This is a genomic window from Streptomyces sp. NPDC050535 (assembly GCF_044457665.1).
Classification (GTDB): Bacteria; Actinomycetota; Actinomycetes; order Streptomycetales; family Streptomycetaceae; genus Streptomyces.
On record NZ_JBITHE010000027.1, the window covers coordinates 1 to 15,313 of the forward strand.

The window sequence follows — 15,313 nt, forward strand, 5'->3', positions numbered from 1 at the left end:
AGCCCACCCCCGACACAGCCCACACCCCAACCCGAACCCGCCAACACCCCGACATACACCCCCCCACGCAACACACCCCACCCACCAAGCCCCAGCCGCCAAAGAACTGTGGCTCGTCCAGCGAACCGCCACCGCGCAAAGCGAGTCCACACCCCAGCGCCAGAGCAACAGATCGAACCGCCCCAGAACCTCACCAACCCACCCGGGACGCTTCACCAGCCCGCCTCCAAAGCAACCACGGCCGCGCCGAAGAAGCCCGATCGCCCGACAGACAATGACGGGGCAGACCGCGAGAACTCCGCCCTTGCGTCACACCCCTTCGCCCTCGGACGGGCCCGCAGGAATCCACGGCCGCGGCGAAGACGGGGAACCGCGGGCACACCGGCGACCTGGTGGACGTACTCGATCAGCGCGCTGAAGGCCCGCCGGGGCGGCCGGATCGACGCGCACGGCGCCCTGCCCCAGGTCGATCATTTCGACTGGCTGGCCTGAGTTCCCCGGAGTAGTCCGGCACGGTGTACGCCAGTCGCCCGACGAAAACACCACCTCCAAGACCACCAAGAGCAACATCAATAAGACTGTTCTTAGTGGAGGCAGGCCGGCCCGCTTAAACCAACAATTTCATGCAGGTTGTCGCTCGCGGACGGTGGAGAATGTGCGGGTGCGCGAGGAGTCAGGCGGGGCCTTGGGCGATGCCGTGCTCGTCGTGAACGCGCACTGCGGAGCGGGGTCTTGGCTGTGATTCGCGACTGTCCCCCGCCGGGGGACGCTCTCCTCAAGCAGTGTGCCGGAACTACGCCTGCAAACACCGGCGGGGCAAATCATCATTGCGACGGCCGCAGCGCCCAGCACGAGCAACGTCGTGTCCCGCGGCTGCTGCCGCGCCGTCAGCTGTTCTCGTCACGGTGGCAGCGCGCACTGCCGCCGTGACGAGGAGCTGGCTGCTCTCTGATGGTGGCAGCCGGCCGGTCCCGCTCGGTGGCGGTCCGTCTCACGTCCATTGCCAGGTGGAGAGCATGACATCCAGGTTGTGGGTGGCGTCCGCCAAGTTGTCCGGGTGGTCGGTGAGTTCGAGACGCAGTTGCTCTCTGCCCCTCTCGATCAGGACGATGTGCAGGTTCTTCTCCGGCACGTCCAGCACCAGCGCCCGTGCTCCGGCGATTGTCGTCCGGTGTCCGCCCTCGGCCAGGACCGAGGGGGTCACGTCGTCGATCGGCCAGCGCGTGGTGCGACCGATCCACACTCTGGCGCGTTGGCCGAAGCCCGGCTTTTGCAGCCCCATTTGCGGTTGGACGACCTTCTGTCCGGCTGCGCGGTCCACCGATGTGCCGGTGCGGGTGACGTCGTACCAGCCGGGCGCCAGCCGCATGCGGAAGTCCCCGCCGTCGATCCATCCCCGGTCGCCGATGCTTACGCCGGCCAAGGTCGCCGGATCGACGCGGCTGTGGTCGACGAGGGTGACCGCGCCCGCGGACAGAGCGGCGGCCGCGGTGAGGGCCAGGGCGGCACGGCACCATCCAGACGTCCACAAGCGGGCCGGCGGCCGGACCCGGGCCGGAACGTTCCACGCCGGGACGACACGCTTGCGCAGGGCTCGGTCCCGCAGGGCCGCGCACGGCAGCAGCAGCACCGCGACCGCCACCGCGGTCCAGCCGACCAGGACCTGGACGACGACCCACATGCCCACCGCGACGGGCGGAGTGAGACATCCCCGGGCGGACACCGGCCCCTCGAGGACGTCGATGCAGTTGCCGAGGGTCAGTTGCGCAATGACGACAGGGCTCGCCGCCGCCGCTGACACCGCCGCCGTCAACAGCCCGTAGCTCAGCGGCCGGTGCCGGGCGCGTGCGGTGGCCACCAGAGCGGTCAGTACCACGGCAACGACAGCCGCCCCCATCTGCAAGAAGTAGAACCGGGCGAAGAACTCGCTGTGCCATCGTTCTGTCAACGGCAGCCGGTGGCCCAGCACCGAGGTCAGCGGCAGGAACACCATCAGCAGCGCCGTGCCGGCCAGGCTGGTGCGTACCGATCTGCGGACCTCGGCCGCCCGCACCTCCCGCCGTGCCGAAAGCGACGGCGACGGCGACGCCGACGGCGTGCAAAACGTGCGCCACAGCACGGCCAGGACCGACAGCACCACCATCACCGCCCCCATGGCCAGCAGCACCGGCACCAACCCCGTCGTCACCACGACGGAGACCAGGGTGACCGGAGCGTTGTAGGACGCCGCGAGCCTCAGCATGTCCAGCACCGGGTTGTCGTCGAAGCCGACCACGGACTGGCCCACCAGGACAGCTTGCGTGAGGAAGCTGTAGCCCACGGCGGCCATCGCGACCGCGCACAGGAGCGCGGCAGGCAGGTGCCGTCCGGTGTAGGGCAGCGCCCTGCTGGCCGTCATCCTGTGCCAGCACGCCACCGCCTCGGCGGTCAGCCTGGGCGTGGGGACGGTCGTGAGGAGGACCAGGAGGATCCAGCCCGGAATCCACACCAGCAGATCGTGCGGGTCCGTCCGGGTGATGAACGAGTCGGGGGAAGCCAACGGAGCCAGCGTCGTGCCGGTGGCCAGTCCCAGGCCGTACGGCCACATGCGCCGGTCAGCACCCTCGGGGTGTGCGGACTCGTAACGCCAGCGGCCCACCACGACGACCGCCGCCACCAGGACCCCGGGGACCGCGCTCATCCACAACGGCACAAAGATGAAGTTGCCGAGGACGGACAGGCCCCGCAGTCCCATGAGCGTGACGGTGGTTGTCAGCCCGGCGCCGACACCGCCCCAATATCCGAGTCCGAACGGCAGGCTGGTACCGCAGAAGCGCCGCGCCCGCTCGGCCGGTGTGGGGTGCAGCGTGCGCAGTCCGGCCACCACCCGGTGGCGCGGCACGGGCATGTCCCGCAGCACGCGGGGCAGGGCGCTGGTGTCCCCTTCCCACTCGGCGACCCGCGCGTCCGCCTGGAACTCCCGCGAACGCACCAGGGCGGCCAGCAGCAGGAGGGTGAGGACGCCCAGCAGCAGCGCCTGCGCGAGTGGGCCGAGGACCAGAAGGCGCAGCGGACCGGGGTTGACGAGACGGTTCACCGAGTCCGCCCCCAGCACCATGCCGAAGGACGCTGTCAGGGTGAGGGCGAGGTAGGTCGGTTCGATGTCCCGGTTGCGCAGGTGCGCCAGTTCGTGCAGGACGACCGCGCGGAAGGCGGCGGGGTCGGTGCGGTGGCGGACCACCAGTCCTGTGCTGAGCGCCAGCGTGCGCCGCCGGGGCAGGCCGAAAACGAATGCGGAGGGCACTGCGTTGAAGGGTTCGAGGCGGAAACGCAGGCGGCCCACGCCGGCCAGCCGTCGCAGCCGCTCCAGTTCCTCCAGCAGGTCGGCCGCGTCGGCGGCGGACAGCGGGCTCAGCCGTCGACGCCGCTCGTACCACGCGGGATGGCCCAGGTAGAGCAGCATGCCCGTGCCGAAGACCACGCCCAGGCCGCCGAGCTGGTACGAGAGTTGACGATGATGCACTGGGGCCATGCACTGCCCCCACTGCGTAATCCGCCGGGACTCCCCCTGGTACGCGTCGATGACCGTGTGCAGATCGAGCGGACCGGCGGACGGTTTGGCGGCACTGCCGTCGCCCATCCGTTTCAGGCACTCGGTGAGTACCCGTCCCTGCTGCAGTGCCTCCCCGGGAGGAGTCAGCAGCGTCGAGAGGAACACCGAACAGGAGAGCGTGATCATGATGAGCAGCAGGACGAACAGGAACGTCGTCTCGACGGGTGGCCCGGACCCGCGCCGGCGGCGTACCGGCTCCTGTCCCGCGACGGCTGCCACGGACGGACCGAGCGAAGCCTCGGCGCCGGTTGTCTCCGGCGCGCTCACGCCTCCTCCCCCGCCGGCTCCTCGGCAGCGGTTGTCTGTGCCGGCTCCCCAGGGCCCGCGGCGCGCCGGTCCGAGGCGCCCGGCAGCACTGGGGTGTCCTGCGGGCCGGACAGGGCACCGACGACGGCATCCGCCATCAGCCGCTGCTGCTCCTCGGGCAGGCCCATGGCCCCGGCCTGCTGCAGGACCCGCCGGTGCACCTCCCGCAGGTGTTCGGGGCTGAACGTCACCGTCGGATCCTCACCGGTTTGCGCGCCGTAGCGTGAGCGCAGACGGTCCAGCAGTTCCTCGGCCCTCGCGTGTCCTGCCCGCACCGTCGCCCCCGCGGCCTCCGCACAGAGCGTGTCCCACAGGCGCCGGCAGACCTCGAGCGCCACCGGGCTCAGCAGCACCACCGCTGTCTCGACCCCGATGCCGAGGAGCGTGTCCCGGCCCGTGCGCTCCAGCCGGATGCCCCGCTTGAAGTACTCCTTGCGCATCGCCGAGAACGCCGGCAGTTCGCCGGGCGCCCGGACCTCGACGACCCCGCGCGCGAGCGCCCCGACGACCCGCTGGCCGTTTTCTGGCAGCCGTGTCAACGGCTTCCTCCCCCGAGAAGACATCTGGTGAAGCCGTCACGATAAGAGGCTCTGCGTACCCTTCAGGGCCTTTTCAGCGTAAGAGCCCACATGAAGGGGTGTTGGTGATATTGCCGTGAGGCGATCGGCTGGGCCACGGCTTGCATGACAGCCCACCACGCCCACGGGTTCGCCAACGCAATGCCCCACCCGCTAAACGCAGCTCTCAGAGGACGTTAAGTCCGATCTTCCTCGGCTCGTGATCGCTCGATCGGGGAACTGATCGCCGTAGGAGCCGACCATCAGTCATGTACATGCTGGGATATAGCCATGGAGCGAAGACCGTATCCGAGCGACTTATCGGACGAGCATGGGGCGTTGATCGAGCCGATGTTCACCGCCTGGAAGCAGGACCGGGCGAGCCGTACGGCGACCGAAGCCCCCGGGACCTGTGATCTCCGGGAGGTCGTGAACGCGATCTTCTACCAGAACCGAACAGGCTGTCAGTGGCGCCACCCGCCCACGATCTGCCGTCCTGATCAGCGATGAGCCAGCTCGAATGCGGCCCGGCACTCGGGATCGGGGACGCTGTCCGCCCGGTACCGCTCGTACTCCGCGAACCCGGGGAACGAGAAGAGCGCGTACGCGATGTCGCTGTCGCCCTCGCTGGGCGGGAAGTATCCGTGGCGGGTGCCCCCGAACCGGTTGACGAGGGTGACCCAGCGGCGGCCGTCCTCCTCGAAGTCTTCGATGTGGTCGGGGTCGATCCCGTACTTCAGGTGAATGGTGATCATGTGATGGCGTGATGCTCGAAAGGGGCAGGCCGCATGGAACAGGGTGCCGCGGCGCCTGCTACCCGTGTCTCACCCCCGTCGCCGGCGTGCGGCCACCGCCTGCGGGTCGATGTCCGGGTGGGACCACCGGGATGCGAGGGCCAGGCTGGTCGCACGGCCGTCCGCGACGTGTTCGTGGGCCAGGCGGGCCGCGAGGTCGCCGTCGCGCGCGGCGACGGCCTCGTACAACTGCTGGTGTTCCGCGCACTGCTGCGCCGGGTCGCGCTCGGCGGTCAGGCGGAAGAGCCAGTGCATGCGTGCCTCCAGGGGACGCATCACCGCACTCAGCAGCGCGTTGTTCGCGAGATCGGCGATGTCGGTGTGAAAGGCCGCGTTGGCGGAGGCGATGGCGCTGCGGTCCTGCTCGCGTAGCGCGGAGCGGGCGACGTCGAGGCGGGCTGCCAGGCGTGCCATCCCCTCTTCGTCAGCCCGCTCAGCGGCCAGGCGGGCCGCGAGGGACTCCAGTGATTCGCGTACGTCGAAGAGGTCACGTACATCCGTCGGCGTGAAGGGCGCGACCAAGGCTCCCCTGTGCGGGACCAGCAGCACGAGTCCTTCGGCCGCCAGGAGGCGCAGCGCTTCCCGCAGGGGGATGCGCGAGACCGCGAGTTCCGTGGCCAGGTCACGTTCGACGAGCCGTTCGCCCGGCTGGAGTTCGACCTCGATGATGCGCCGTCGCAGGGTTTCGTACGCATGGTCGCGCAGTGAGCGGCGCCCTGCGTCGAACGGTTGGGCTGTTGTCACCAAGGCTTTTCCTCCACTCGCGAACAGTCCCACAGTAGGCGGACCGTGCGGCAGGACAGCTCCTGCTAACCGCTCGCTAACACAGCCGCAACATCGAACCCGGAAACTGAGGCCTCATAGCGGTATACCACTAACCGGCTCGCGGGCCCCGTCTCCTGGAGGCACCTCAAGTGGCACCTTCCCGAAGTCTCCTCTCCCCCATCGCTGTCGCCGTCTCCATGGCCTCGGGGATCCTCCTGCTAACCGGCTGCGGCGGTTCCTCCGCCGGAGGCACGGACGGCGGTGGCAAGCTCAAGGTCGGCGTGCTCTTCCCCGGCTCGCTCTCCGACGACGGCTTCATGGCCTCGGCCCACCTCGGCTACGAGCGTGCGGCGAAGCAGCACGCCGGCACGGTGGAGTTCAGCAAGGTCGAGCAGGTGGCGACCGCCGACTACGAGAAGGCACTGGTCCGCTTCGCCACCACCTCGGACCTCGTCATCTCCCTCGGAGGACAGACAGACGCCGACGTCCGCAACGTGGCGGCACGCTTCCCGAAGGTGAAGTTCGCGGAGATCGGTGGCCCTGCCGACGGGAAGCCGCTCGCGAATCTCTCCCTGTACGACCCGCAGCAGGCCGAGGCCGCGTTCCTCTCCGGCGCCGCCTCGGCGCTGCTCTCCGAGAAGGGCACAGTCGGATTCGTCGGCGGCGCGGAGCTGCCCGCGATCGTCAACGCCGCGAAGGAGTACGCCAGGGGCGCCGAAGCGGCCGACCCGGACGTGAAGGTCCTCACCCCTCAGTACGTGGGCGACTTCAACGACGTCGCCAAGGCCAAGCAGTCCGCGCTCGCCGACTTCGGCGCGGGTGCGGACGTCCTCGGCCAGATCCTGAATCTCGGCCACAAGGGGGTCGCCCAGGCCGCGGACCAACGCGAGGGGAAGCTGATAGGCGGTCCGATCGCCCACGCCTGCGGAACCGATCCGGCCTACGCCGGATATGTCGAGACGGACATCGGCGCGGAGATCGAGTACGCCGTGGACCATCTGGTCGCCGGTGACTGGAAGGCGGAGGCCGTCCACTTCGGGCTGACCTTCACGGAGCCGCGCAACGACATCGTGCTCTGTGGCACCTCCGACCCGGCCGTTGGCAAGAAGCTCGACGAGCTGAAGCGCAAGATCACGGCCGGGGAGATCACGACCCGATGAGCACGCCTGTTCCCGCCCTGGAGATCACCGGGCTCACCAAATCCTTCGGTACGGTGCGGGCTCTGGAAGGGGTCGGCCTCGTCGTGGAGGCCGGCACCGTGCACTGCGTGCTGGGTGAGAACGGTGCAGGCAAGTCCACCCTCTGCCACGTCGTGGGCGGATCCCTCACGCCGGACGAGGGCGGCCTGCGGCTGTACGGCTCGCCCTACGCGCCGCGCCGGCCGGCCGACGCGCTCGCCGCCGGTGTCGCCATGGTGCACCAGCACTTCAGCCTCGTACCGACTCTCACGGTCGGCGAGAACCTGAGACTGCTGCGACTCCGTGACCTGCCGCGGCGGGTGGCACGGGTGCGCGAGGAGTACGGGCTCGAACTCGACCTCGACGTGAGGGTGAGCGATCTGCCCGTCGGCGTGCGCCAGCGCGTCGAGATCGTGAAGGCCCTCGTGCGGGAACCCAGACTGCTCGTACTGGACGAGCCGACCGGGGTCCTCGGCCCGGCCGAGACGGATGCGCTCCTGGCGACCTGCCGCCGGATCGCCGAGTCGGGGCGCGCGGTGGTGCTCGTGACGCACAAACTCGGTGAGGCGGCGCGGGCCGGGGACACGGCGACCGTACTGCGCGGAGGGCATGTGTCCGGCGGCGGGCCGCTGGCCGACCTGCCACCGGAGCGTCTGGTGCCGCTGATGATCGGGCGGCCTGCCGAATCGCTGGGCGCGGGGCTCGCGGGGACGATCGGTCTTGCCGCCGGCGAAGGTGCGCCGGCGACCAGCGAGGTCGGCACTCCGCGCTCCTCTCCCGCGACGAAGGAGTCCGACGGCCCGTTCGACGTCAGCACGTCCGATGATCAGTGCGATGCCCCGTCCGACGGCCCGGAGTCCGCCACGGCTGCGCGCCGGGCGAAGGGCCGAGCCACCAAGCCCGCGTTGCGCCTCCGCGAGATCAGCGTGCGCCGCTCCGACGGGACGTACGCGCTCGACACGGTCTCCCTCGACGTCGGAGCCGGAGAGATCGTCGGGATCGCCGGCGTCGAGGGGAACGGACAGAGCGAGCTGATGGCTCTGCTCGGCGGCGCGCTCGCGCCCGAAGGCGGGCGGGTGGAACTCGACGGACGGGATCTGACGCGTGGCGCGCCGCGCGAGCGGACCCGGGCGGGACTGGGCGTGGTGCCCGAGGACCGGCACCGCGAGGGGTGCGTGCCAAAGTTGTCGGTCGCCGCGAATCTGTTTCTCGGACGGCTCGGGCGGTTTCGCCGGTACGGGATGTTCCTGAACCGGCGGGCGATGGGCCGGGCGGCGGATGCGGTGCTCGCCGAGCACGGGATCCGGGCGGACGGTTCGGCGGCCCTCCTGTCGTCGTTGTCCGGCGGCAACCAGCAGAAGGTCGTGCTCGCGAGGGAACTGGCGCTCAGCCCGCTGATCTGTCTGGCCGCGGCACAGCCCACGCGTGGTCTGGACATCGGCGCGGTGGGCGCCGTGCACTCCCGCATCCGCCGCGCGTCCGAGGCGGGGGCCGGCGTCCTGGTGGTCTCCAGCGAGCTGGTCGAGCTGCTCGTCCTGTGCGACCGGATCGTCGTGGCGTACCGGGGGAAGCTGCTGGGGCCTGTCGATCCGGCTGAAGCGGACGCCCGGGAACGAATCGGCGCCCTGATGCTCGGCGTGAACACTTCGGAAGCCGGTACGGAGAGTGCGCGCCGCGGGCCGGATCGTGTCGCTCAGGGGCCGGTACGCGATGGCGCTTCCGGGCGCTGAACCTGCCACCGGGTCCGCTCGCCTCCTACTGCGCCCACTGCGGAGGCCTGCCCTTGCGCCGCCTGCGCCGCACCCTTCCCCTACCTGCTTCCACATCCTCACAGGAGCCACCATGTCGCCCCCACCGCTGCCCGCGGCCGCGCCAACCCCCTTTTCACGTAGGCCACTTGCTCGGGCCTCCGTTGCCCTCCGGCACCCCGTCGCCCTCGGCGTCCTCGCCGTCGTGCTCGCCGGCGCCGTGGGGCTCGGACTCGTCATAGGTGCCGGAACGGCGCCGGCGACAGCCTGGGACGCTCTCGTCGAGGGGATGTTCGGATCGCCGTACACCATCGGAAGTTCCCTCAACTCGGCCGCCGTGCTGGCCCTCATCGCCACCGGCTTCACCGTCGCGCACCGTGCGGGGCTGGTGAATGTGGGTGGCGAGGGGCAGCTCTGCGCAGGCGGGTCGGCTGCCGCGGCCGTGGGGCTGGCGCTGCCCGCCGGCATCCCGTCCGCGCTCGGCGTGCCGGTGGTCCTTGTCTCCGGATTCGTGGCGGGCGCCGCCTGGGCCGGGATCGCCGCATGGCTGCGGATGAAGCGAGGAACCAGCGAGGTCATCACCACGCTGCTGCTCAATTTCGTCGGAGTGGGCCTCGTCTCGGTGGCCGTGCACGAGGAGGCGTTGCTGCGCCAGCCCGTGACCTCGTCCGAGACTCTTCCGCAGTCCGCTCCGTTGCCGCCCGGCGCCCAACTGCCCCTGATCAACGGTGCCGAGTCGCCCGCGACCGCGATCGTGGTGATCGCGGCAGTCGCCGCGGTGATCACCGGTGTCGTCCTGCGGCACACGGCCGTCGGTCTGCGGCTCCGGTCCGTCGGGCACTCCCCCGCAGCCTCGGCCCGCCTCGGGCTGCCCGTGGGACGGCTGGAGGCGGCCAGCCTTGCGTTCGCCGGTGGCGCGGCAGGCCTGGCAGGCGCGGCCCTCGTCGCCATCGCCCCATACGTGCTCGCAGAGCACTTCTCCTCCGGCTACGGCTTCTCCGGGCTGGTGGTGGGCCTGCTGGCACGCGGCTCACTCATGGCTGTGGTCGCCGTGTCGCTCCTCTTCGGCTTCCTGACCAACGGCGGCATCAACCTCCAGCTCGCGGCCGAGGTGCCCGCCTCTTCCGTACAGATCGTCCAGAGCCTGCTCGTGCTGTTCGTCGCCGCCGCCATGTTCAACAACACACGCAACGGGAGCACCTCATGAGTGCGGTCCTCGACGAGCTCGCCTCCGGTGGCGTGCGCCTGGCCATCCCTCTCCTCCTCGCCTCGTCGGGCGAACTCCTCAGTGAACGTGCGGGAGTTCTGAATCTCTCCGTCGAAGGCATGATGCTGACCGGCGCCTTCGCCGGCGCCGCGGGAGCACTCGCCTCGGGGAGTGCGAGCGTGGGTGTCCTCACCTCCCTGACCGCGGGGCTCCTGTTCGCCGCTCTTCAGGCGGTGCTCAGCGTCACCCTGCGCGCCGACCAGATCGTCACCGGTATCACCGCGAACGCCCTTGCTCTCGGCGCGACGACGTACGGCTCCCGGGTCCTGTTCGGCGACACCGCGGCCGAGTCCGTGCCCGGCTTCGAACCGATCCCCGTACCCGTCCTGCACCACATCCCCGTCCTGGGCCCCGCCCTCTTCGAACAGACCGCACTCGGCTACGCCGCCTTCGCCATCGCCGCCGCCCTCGCCCTCGGGTTCGGACGCCGCACGGGGTGGGGCCTGGCCCTCGACGCGGTCGGGGAGGACGCGACCGCCGCGGACCGCTGCGGACTTCCGGTACGCACGATCCGGTACGCGGCGGTCCTGGCCACAGGCGCCGTATCCGGCCTGGCGGGTGCCCAGTTGGCGCTGTCGGAGGTGCACGCCTTCAGCGACAACATCACCGGCGGCATCGGCTATCTGGCGGTTGTCGCGGTGATCGCGGGCCGCTGGCGGGCCTGGCCGACGCTGGTTGCCTGCCTGTTCTTCGGCGTGGCGCAGTCTCTTCAATTCGCGGCGCCCACCCTGGGTCTGCACCTTTCCGCGCCGCTCCTGACGACGCTGCCGTACGTCTTCGCACTGCTCGCGGTCAGTGGGCTGGTCGGTCGCAGCCGGGCACCCTCCGGCCTGACGGTCCCGTTCCTGCGCGGCGCCTGACCTCTCTTCGCCGCACCGCTCCCCGCTACTCCGGCGCGCCCTCAACTCCCCCCAAGGACAAACCACATGACCCTGATCCTGACGCGCTCCGACATCCTCAAGCTGCTCGCGGACGCCCGACAGGACGTAGAGGCGGCGGTGGAGCAGTGCCACCTGGATCTCGCGCTCGGCCGTGCCGTCCTGCCGCCCCCGCCCGCCATGCCGCTCCCCGACTCGGACGGAACGTTCCTCGTGATGGCGGCGGCGTCGGTTCCGGCCGGGCTCGCCACGGTGAAGCTGCTGGCAGACCTGCCCGCCAATCGCGAACACGGCCTCCCCGTTCAGCGCTCGGCCGTTCTGGCGGTGTCGGCGGAGACGGGGGCCTGTCAGGCGCTGCTCGACGGGGCCGAGGTCACCCGCGCCCGGACGGCAGCCGCCACCGCGGTCGCCACCCGCGCCCTCGCCCGGAAGGACGCGCGCACGCTCGGCCTCATCGGCACCGGGCCACTGGCCCGCGCCCATGCCCGCGCACTGTTGCCGGGCCGTGCCTACGAACGGGTCGTGCTCTGGGGACGTGCCCCTGCCCGGAGCCAGGAGCTGGCGGCCTGGATCGGTACAGAGCTGGGCGCCCAGGCAACAGTGATGACCGGGCCGCGGGCGGTCGTGGAGGCGGCGGACGTGCTGTGCACGCTGACTCCGTCCCGCGAACCGCTGGTCCGGGGCGCCTGGCTGGCCCCCGGTCAGCACATCAACGCGGTCGGCGCACCGCCGCGCCCCGATCACCGGGAGATCGACACCGAGGGGGTCGTACGCAGCCGAGTCGTCGTCGACGCCTACGCCACGGCCCGCACCAAGTCCGGCGAGGTCCTGATCCCGCTCGCCGAAGGCGCACTCTCCGAGGACGACTTCCGCTGCGAACTGGGCAACGTACTCGCCGGACTCGAACCCGGCCGGACGTCCGACAGCGACATCACCCTGTTCAACTCGGTGGGCGTGGGCCTCCAGGACCTGGCCCTGGCCCGACTGCTGATCGACCTCGCTCACACACAGGGGGTGGGCACGCACGTGGAACTCAGCAGTTGACCGCTGAGCGTCCGGACGATCGACCTGGACGCGCCCCTGGGAGCGCCCTTCGTCAACCGACCCCGCCGACAAGCGTGTTACCGGTGATCGCGCGGGCGCGCTCGCAACGGGTCGGGATCCGTGGCCGTGGTGTACGCGGCGCTGAGCACGTACACGTCATGCCGCGCAGCGCTACCGAGGTCGGGTTCTAAAGTCCGTCCTCGGTGTCGAGGACGGTGCTGGGGGTCCCGGCGGATTAGATGCGCGTCTTGTGGGGACGTTGAGGGGCGGGCGTCAGAGCGCCCCCTCTTGGCTCCGTTTCCGCCCTGCGGGGACGGGCTAGCCGCCGGTACTGCCGAAACATGACGCGACAACGCCCGTATCCCAGTGACCTCTCCGATGCGCGCTGGGGACTGATAGGGCCCTTCTTCACTACGTGGCGGGTCGAGCGCAGGGGCAGGGGCTGGACATCGGTCGGCCGCCCGAGCACGACCTGCGCCGCCTTATGCACGCCATCCTCTATGTCGACCGTTCCGGCATTGCCTGGCGCTACCTGCCTCACGACTTCCCGCCATGGGAAACGGTCTACGGCTACTTCGCCGCTTGGCAAAAGGAAGGCGCCTTCGATCAACTCAACGGCCTCCTGCGTCGTATGGTGCGGGAAGCCGAAGGCCGCGAAGGCGAGCCAACCGCCTGCGTGGTGGACGCGCAGAGCGTGAAGACCTCCGCGAACGTGCCCGCGGCCGGCCAAGGCATCGATGCCGGCAAGAGAATCGCAGGCCGCAAGCGCCACATCGGGGTCGACACCCTCGGCCTGCTCCTCGCCGTCTGGGTCACCGCAGCGAGTGTCTCCGACAACGTCGGCGGCATACACCGGATGTCTCACATCGCCGCCACTCACCCTCGCGTGACCAAAACACGGGCCGACACCGGCTACCGCACCACAGCCATCGACCACGGCGCCGCCTCGGCATCGACGTCGAAGTCGTCCAACGCGAGCCTGGCGTCGCAGGCTTCAAGGTGATCCCGCGACGCCGGGCCGACGAGCGGACCTTCGGCCGGCACATGCACCACCACCGCCCGGCCCGCCACTACGAAACCCACCCACACCGCTCCGCAGCCATAATCCACATCGCGACGATCGACCTCATGGGCCGCAGACTCACCCGCGAACCCAACCCCAACTGGCGCGACACCCGAACCTCGAACCAAACAACCTCGCCGGGACAAAACGCTCTTTGACACATCGACCGCCAGGACCAGGCGCCTCCCTCCAAACGCGGCAAGGACAGTCCGGCCAGCAGGGTCCGTAGCCCGTCGACGTCGATCCGGCCGTTGTTCAGGCCTCCGTACATCGCTCCGCGCCCACGACGGTGCTCGGGCAGCAGCGTCAGGTCCACCGGGGACTTCGGGCCGTCTATCGCAAACGCCTCAGCTCCACGTCCCGCAGCGGCCCTGAGTCGCATCAGTCGAGGGCGTGGCTGCGGCCGGCCTGCAGGATCTCGTCGGAGAGCTCGGGCTCGACGTGGCGTACGGCGCGGGCGAGCATCAGCGCGCCGACCATTTCGCTGAGCAGGCGGATGGCCCTGTGGCGGGCCTCGGCCGGGTCGAACTCGTGGCCCTTCTCCTCGGCTTCGCGCAGGAACTCGGTGGCGAAGCCGGTGAGGTAACCCTCGACGCCTTCGGCGTACGCGCTCTGCACGGCTTCGCTGTGCCGTCCGGCGTCGGTGACCAGGGAGGCGGAGGGACAGCCGCCGTCCGGGGCGTCACGGTGCGCGGTGGACAGATACCCGGCCACGACCCGCTCCAGCGGAGAGCCGGCCTGGCCGGGGCCGTCCTCGATCGTCCGGGCCAGGCTCCCGAGTGAGGCGGCGAAGGAGGCCCCGCACACCTCCACGACCAGGTCGTTCTTGGAGGCGAAGTGGTTGTAGAAGCCGCCGTGGGTGAGTCCGGCTTCCTTCATCAGCTCGGCGATGCCGACCGCGTCGATGCCCTGCGAGCGAAACATGCGGCCCGCCGATTCGAGGATGTTCTGCCGGTTGCGGGCCTTGTCCTCCTTGGTGATCCGCGGCATTGCCGTCCTCTCGCGTCGCTCTCGACTTGACCTTTTCAATGACGCCTCTCATCATAACAGGAGTTCCAATGACACCCATCATCAAAGATCCATGGAACGGGAGCGTCATGCGCGCCATCACCTACGACCAGCACGGAGAAGCAAGGCGGGTACTGCGCCTGGCCGAGCAAGCCGCCCCCACCGCGCCCACATCCGGGCAGGTGCAGGTGCGGGTGCTGTCCCGGCCCATCCACCCCGGCGACCTGGCGGGAGTGCAGGGCTTTCCGGGTGCGCCGCGAGGGCGGTTCGCCACGCCACGCGTTCCCGGCCTGGAGGGAATGGGCGTCGTCGAGACAGTCGGCGAGGACGTGCGGGATCTGCGGCCCGGTCAGCGGGTCGCCTTCTTCCCGGTGCCAGGCGCGTGGAGCGAACTCCTCACGGCACCGACCGATCTGGTGGTGCCACTCCCCGAGGGCCTCGGCGACGAGACGGCGGCCCTGATGCTGGTCAACCCGCTCACCCTGCTCACTCTGCTGCGGGCGGTCGAGGACGCCCAGCGCGGCCAGGCAGGTCCGGTGGTGCAGACGGCCGCCGGTTCGTCGGTGGGAAAGCTGGTCAGCGCCGCAGCGCTCAAGCACGACATCCCACTGGTCAATCTGGTACGCGGTGCCACGGGGGCACAGGCCTTGCGGCAGCGCTTCCCCACACTGCCGACCATCTCGACGGCCGACGCGGACTGGCGCACTCGAGTCCGGGACGCGACCGGCGGCCGGGGTGCCCAGGTCGTACTGGACGCGGTGGGCGGATCCCTGACCGGTGAGCTGGCCGGGCTGCTCGACGACGGCGGCACGCTGATCACTTACGGACAGCTCGGTTCAGGCAGCACCCCGCTGGAGTCGCTCGCGCTGACACCGCGGGCCCTGACCGTGCGGGGCGTGTCCATCGGCCAGTGGATGACCCGCACGCCCGAGGAACGGGCCGAGGACGTCGCCTTCGCCGCCCGTCTGGCCGCGACCGCTCCGGAACTCTTCGAGGTCGCAGCCGGCTACGACCTCGCCGACTTCCCGAAGGCCATCGACCATGTCCGCCGCCCCGGCAAGAGCGGAACCGTCCTGCTCACCAGCCCCGCATCCTGAACCTCACGAAGGGCAC

The 15,313-nt window shown here is 70.2% G+C and carries 11 protein-coding genes and 3 pseudogenes; 8 read left to right on the forward strand and 6 right to left on the reverse strand.

The window, feature by feature from the left end:
• Positions 1–991: 991 nt before the first annotated feature.
• Both ACIBLC_RS36540 and ACIBLC_RS36545 read right to left on the reverse strand, forming a co-directional pair.
• Entirely contained in the window at positions 992–3,859 is a 2,868-nt protein-coding gene (locus ACIBLC_RS36540; protein ID WP_399215746.1) for a M48 family metalloprotease, read from the reverse strand.
• Complete coding sequence (locus ACIBLC_RS36545; RefSeq protein ID WP_399215747.1) at positions 3,856–4,437, reverse strand: hypothetical protein; 582 nt, start codon at positions 4,435–4,437, stop codon at positions 3,856–3,858. The genes ACIBLC_RS36540 and ACIBLC_RS36545 overlap by 4 nt, the downstream gene beginning before the upstream one ends.
• Positions 4,438–4,746: 309 nt before the next feature.
• Here ACIBLC_RS36545 and ACIBLC_RS36550 point away from each other — a divergent pair.
• Positions 4,747–4,929 (forward strand): annotated as a pseudogene (locus ACIBLC_RS36550) (transposase); the annotation flags it as partial.
• Positions 4,930–4,955: 26 nt separating this feature from the next.
• Here the strand turns inward: ACIBLC_RS36550 and ACIBLC_RS36555 are convergent.
• Together ACIBLC_RS36555 and ACIBLC_RS36560 are read right to left on the reverse strand one after the other, a co-directional pair.
• Complete coding sequence (locus tag ACIBLC_RS36555; RefSeq protein ID WP_399215748.1) at positions 4,956–5,210, reverse strand: NIPSNAP family protein; 255 nt, start codon at positions 5,208–5,210, stop codon at positions 4,956–4,958.
• Positions 5,211–5,279: 69 nt separating this feature from the next.
• Positions 5,280–5,993, reverse strand: a complete 714-nt coding sequence (locus tag ACIBLC_RS36560) for a GntR family transcriptional regulator (protein WP_399215750.1) — start codon at positions 5,991–5,993, stop codon at positions 5,280–5,282.
• Positions 5,994–6,163: 170 nt separating this feature from the next.
• Between ACIBLC_RS36560 and ACIBLC_RS36565 the strand changes: the two genes are divergently transcribed.
• The 6 genes and pseudogenes from ACIBLC_RS36565 (at position 6,164) to ACIBLC_RS36590 (ending at position 13,350) form a co-directional block, all read left to right on the forward strand.
• Complete coding sequence (locus ACIBLC_RS36565) at positions 6,164–7,174, forward strand: BMP family protein (RefSeq protein ID WP_399215751.1); 1,011 nt, start codon at positions 6,164–6,166, stop codon at positions 7,172–7,174.
• The gene (locus ACIBLC_RS36570) at positions 7,171–8,922 is read left to right on the forward strand and encodes an ABC transporter ATP-binding protein (RefSeq protein ID WP_399215752.1); all 1,752 of its coding nucleotides are present in this window, start codon (positions 7,171–7,173) and stop codon (positions 8,920–8,922) included. Before ACIBLC_RS36565 ends, ACIBLC_RS36570 begins: the two co-directional genes overlap by 4 nt.
• A 112-nt stretch (positions 8,923–9,034) precedes the next feature.
• Complete coding sequence (locus ACIBLC_RS36575; RefSeq protein ID WP_399215753.1) at positions 9,035–10,147, forward strand: ABC transporter permease; 1,113 nt, start codon at positions 9,035–9,037, stop codon at positions 10,145–10,147.
• Positions 10,144–11,067: an ABC transporter permease gene (locus tag ACIBLC_RS36580; protein ID WP_399215754.1), complete on the forward strand. Its 924-nt coding sequence runs from the start codon at positions 10,144–10,146 to the stop codon at positions 11,065–11,067. The genes ACIBLC_RS36575 and ACIBLC_RS36580 overlap by 4 nt, the downstream gene beginning before the upstream one ends.
• Before the next feature lie 66 nt (positions 11,068–11,133).
• Positions 11,134–12,129, forward strand: a complete 996-nt coding sequence (locus ACIBLC_RS36585; protein ID WP_399215755.1) for an ornithine cyclodeaminase family protein — start codon at positions 11,134–11,136, stop codon at positions 12,127–12,129.
• A gap of 341 nt (positions 12,130–12,470) precedes the next feature.
• A pseudogene (locus ACIBLC_RS36590) lies at positions 12,471–13,350 on the forward strand (IS5 family transposase).
• On the opposite strand, the pseudogene ACIBLC_RS36595 reads toward ACIBLC_RS36590, so the two are convergent.
• Positions 13,321–13,574: pseudogene (locus ACIBLC_RS36595) on the reverse strand (transposase); the annotation flags it as partial. The pseudogenes ACIBLC_RS36590 and ACIBLC_RS36595 overlap by 30 nt on opposite strands.
• Positions 13,574–14,182, reverse strand: a complete 609-nt coding sequence (locus ACIBLC_RS36600; protein ID WP_399215756.1) for a TetR/AcrR family transcriptional regulator — start codon at positions 14,180–14,182, stop codon at positions 13,574–13,576. The gene ACIBLC_RS36600 and the pseudogene ACIBLC_RS36595, both read right to left, overlap by 1 nt.
• A 68-nt stretch (positions 14,183–14,250) precedes the next feature.
• Between ACIBLC_RS36600 and ACIBLC_RS36605 the strand changes: the two genes are divergently transcribed.
• A complete protein-coding gene (locus tag ACIBLC_RS36605) occupies positions 14,251–15,297 on the forward strand; it encodes an alcohol dehydrogenase catalytic domain-containing protein (protein WP_399215757.1) in 1,047 nt (348 codons plus the stop codon).
• Positions 15,298–15,313: the final 16 nt, after the last annotated feature.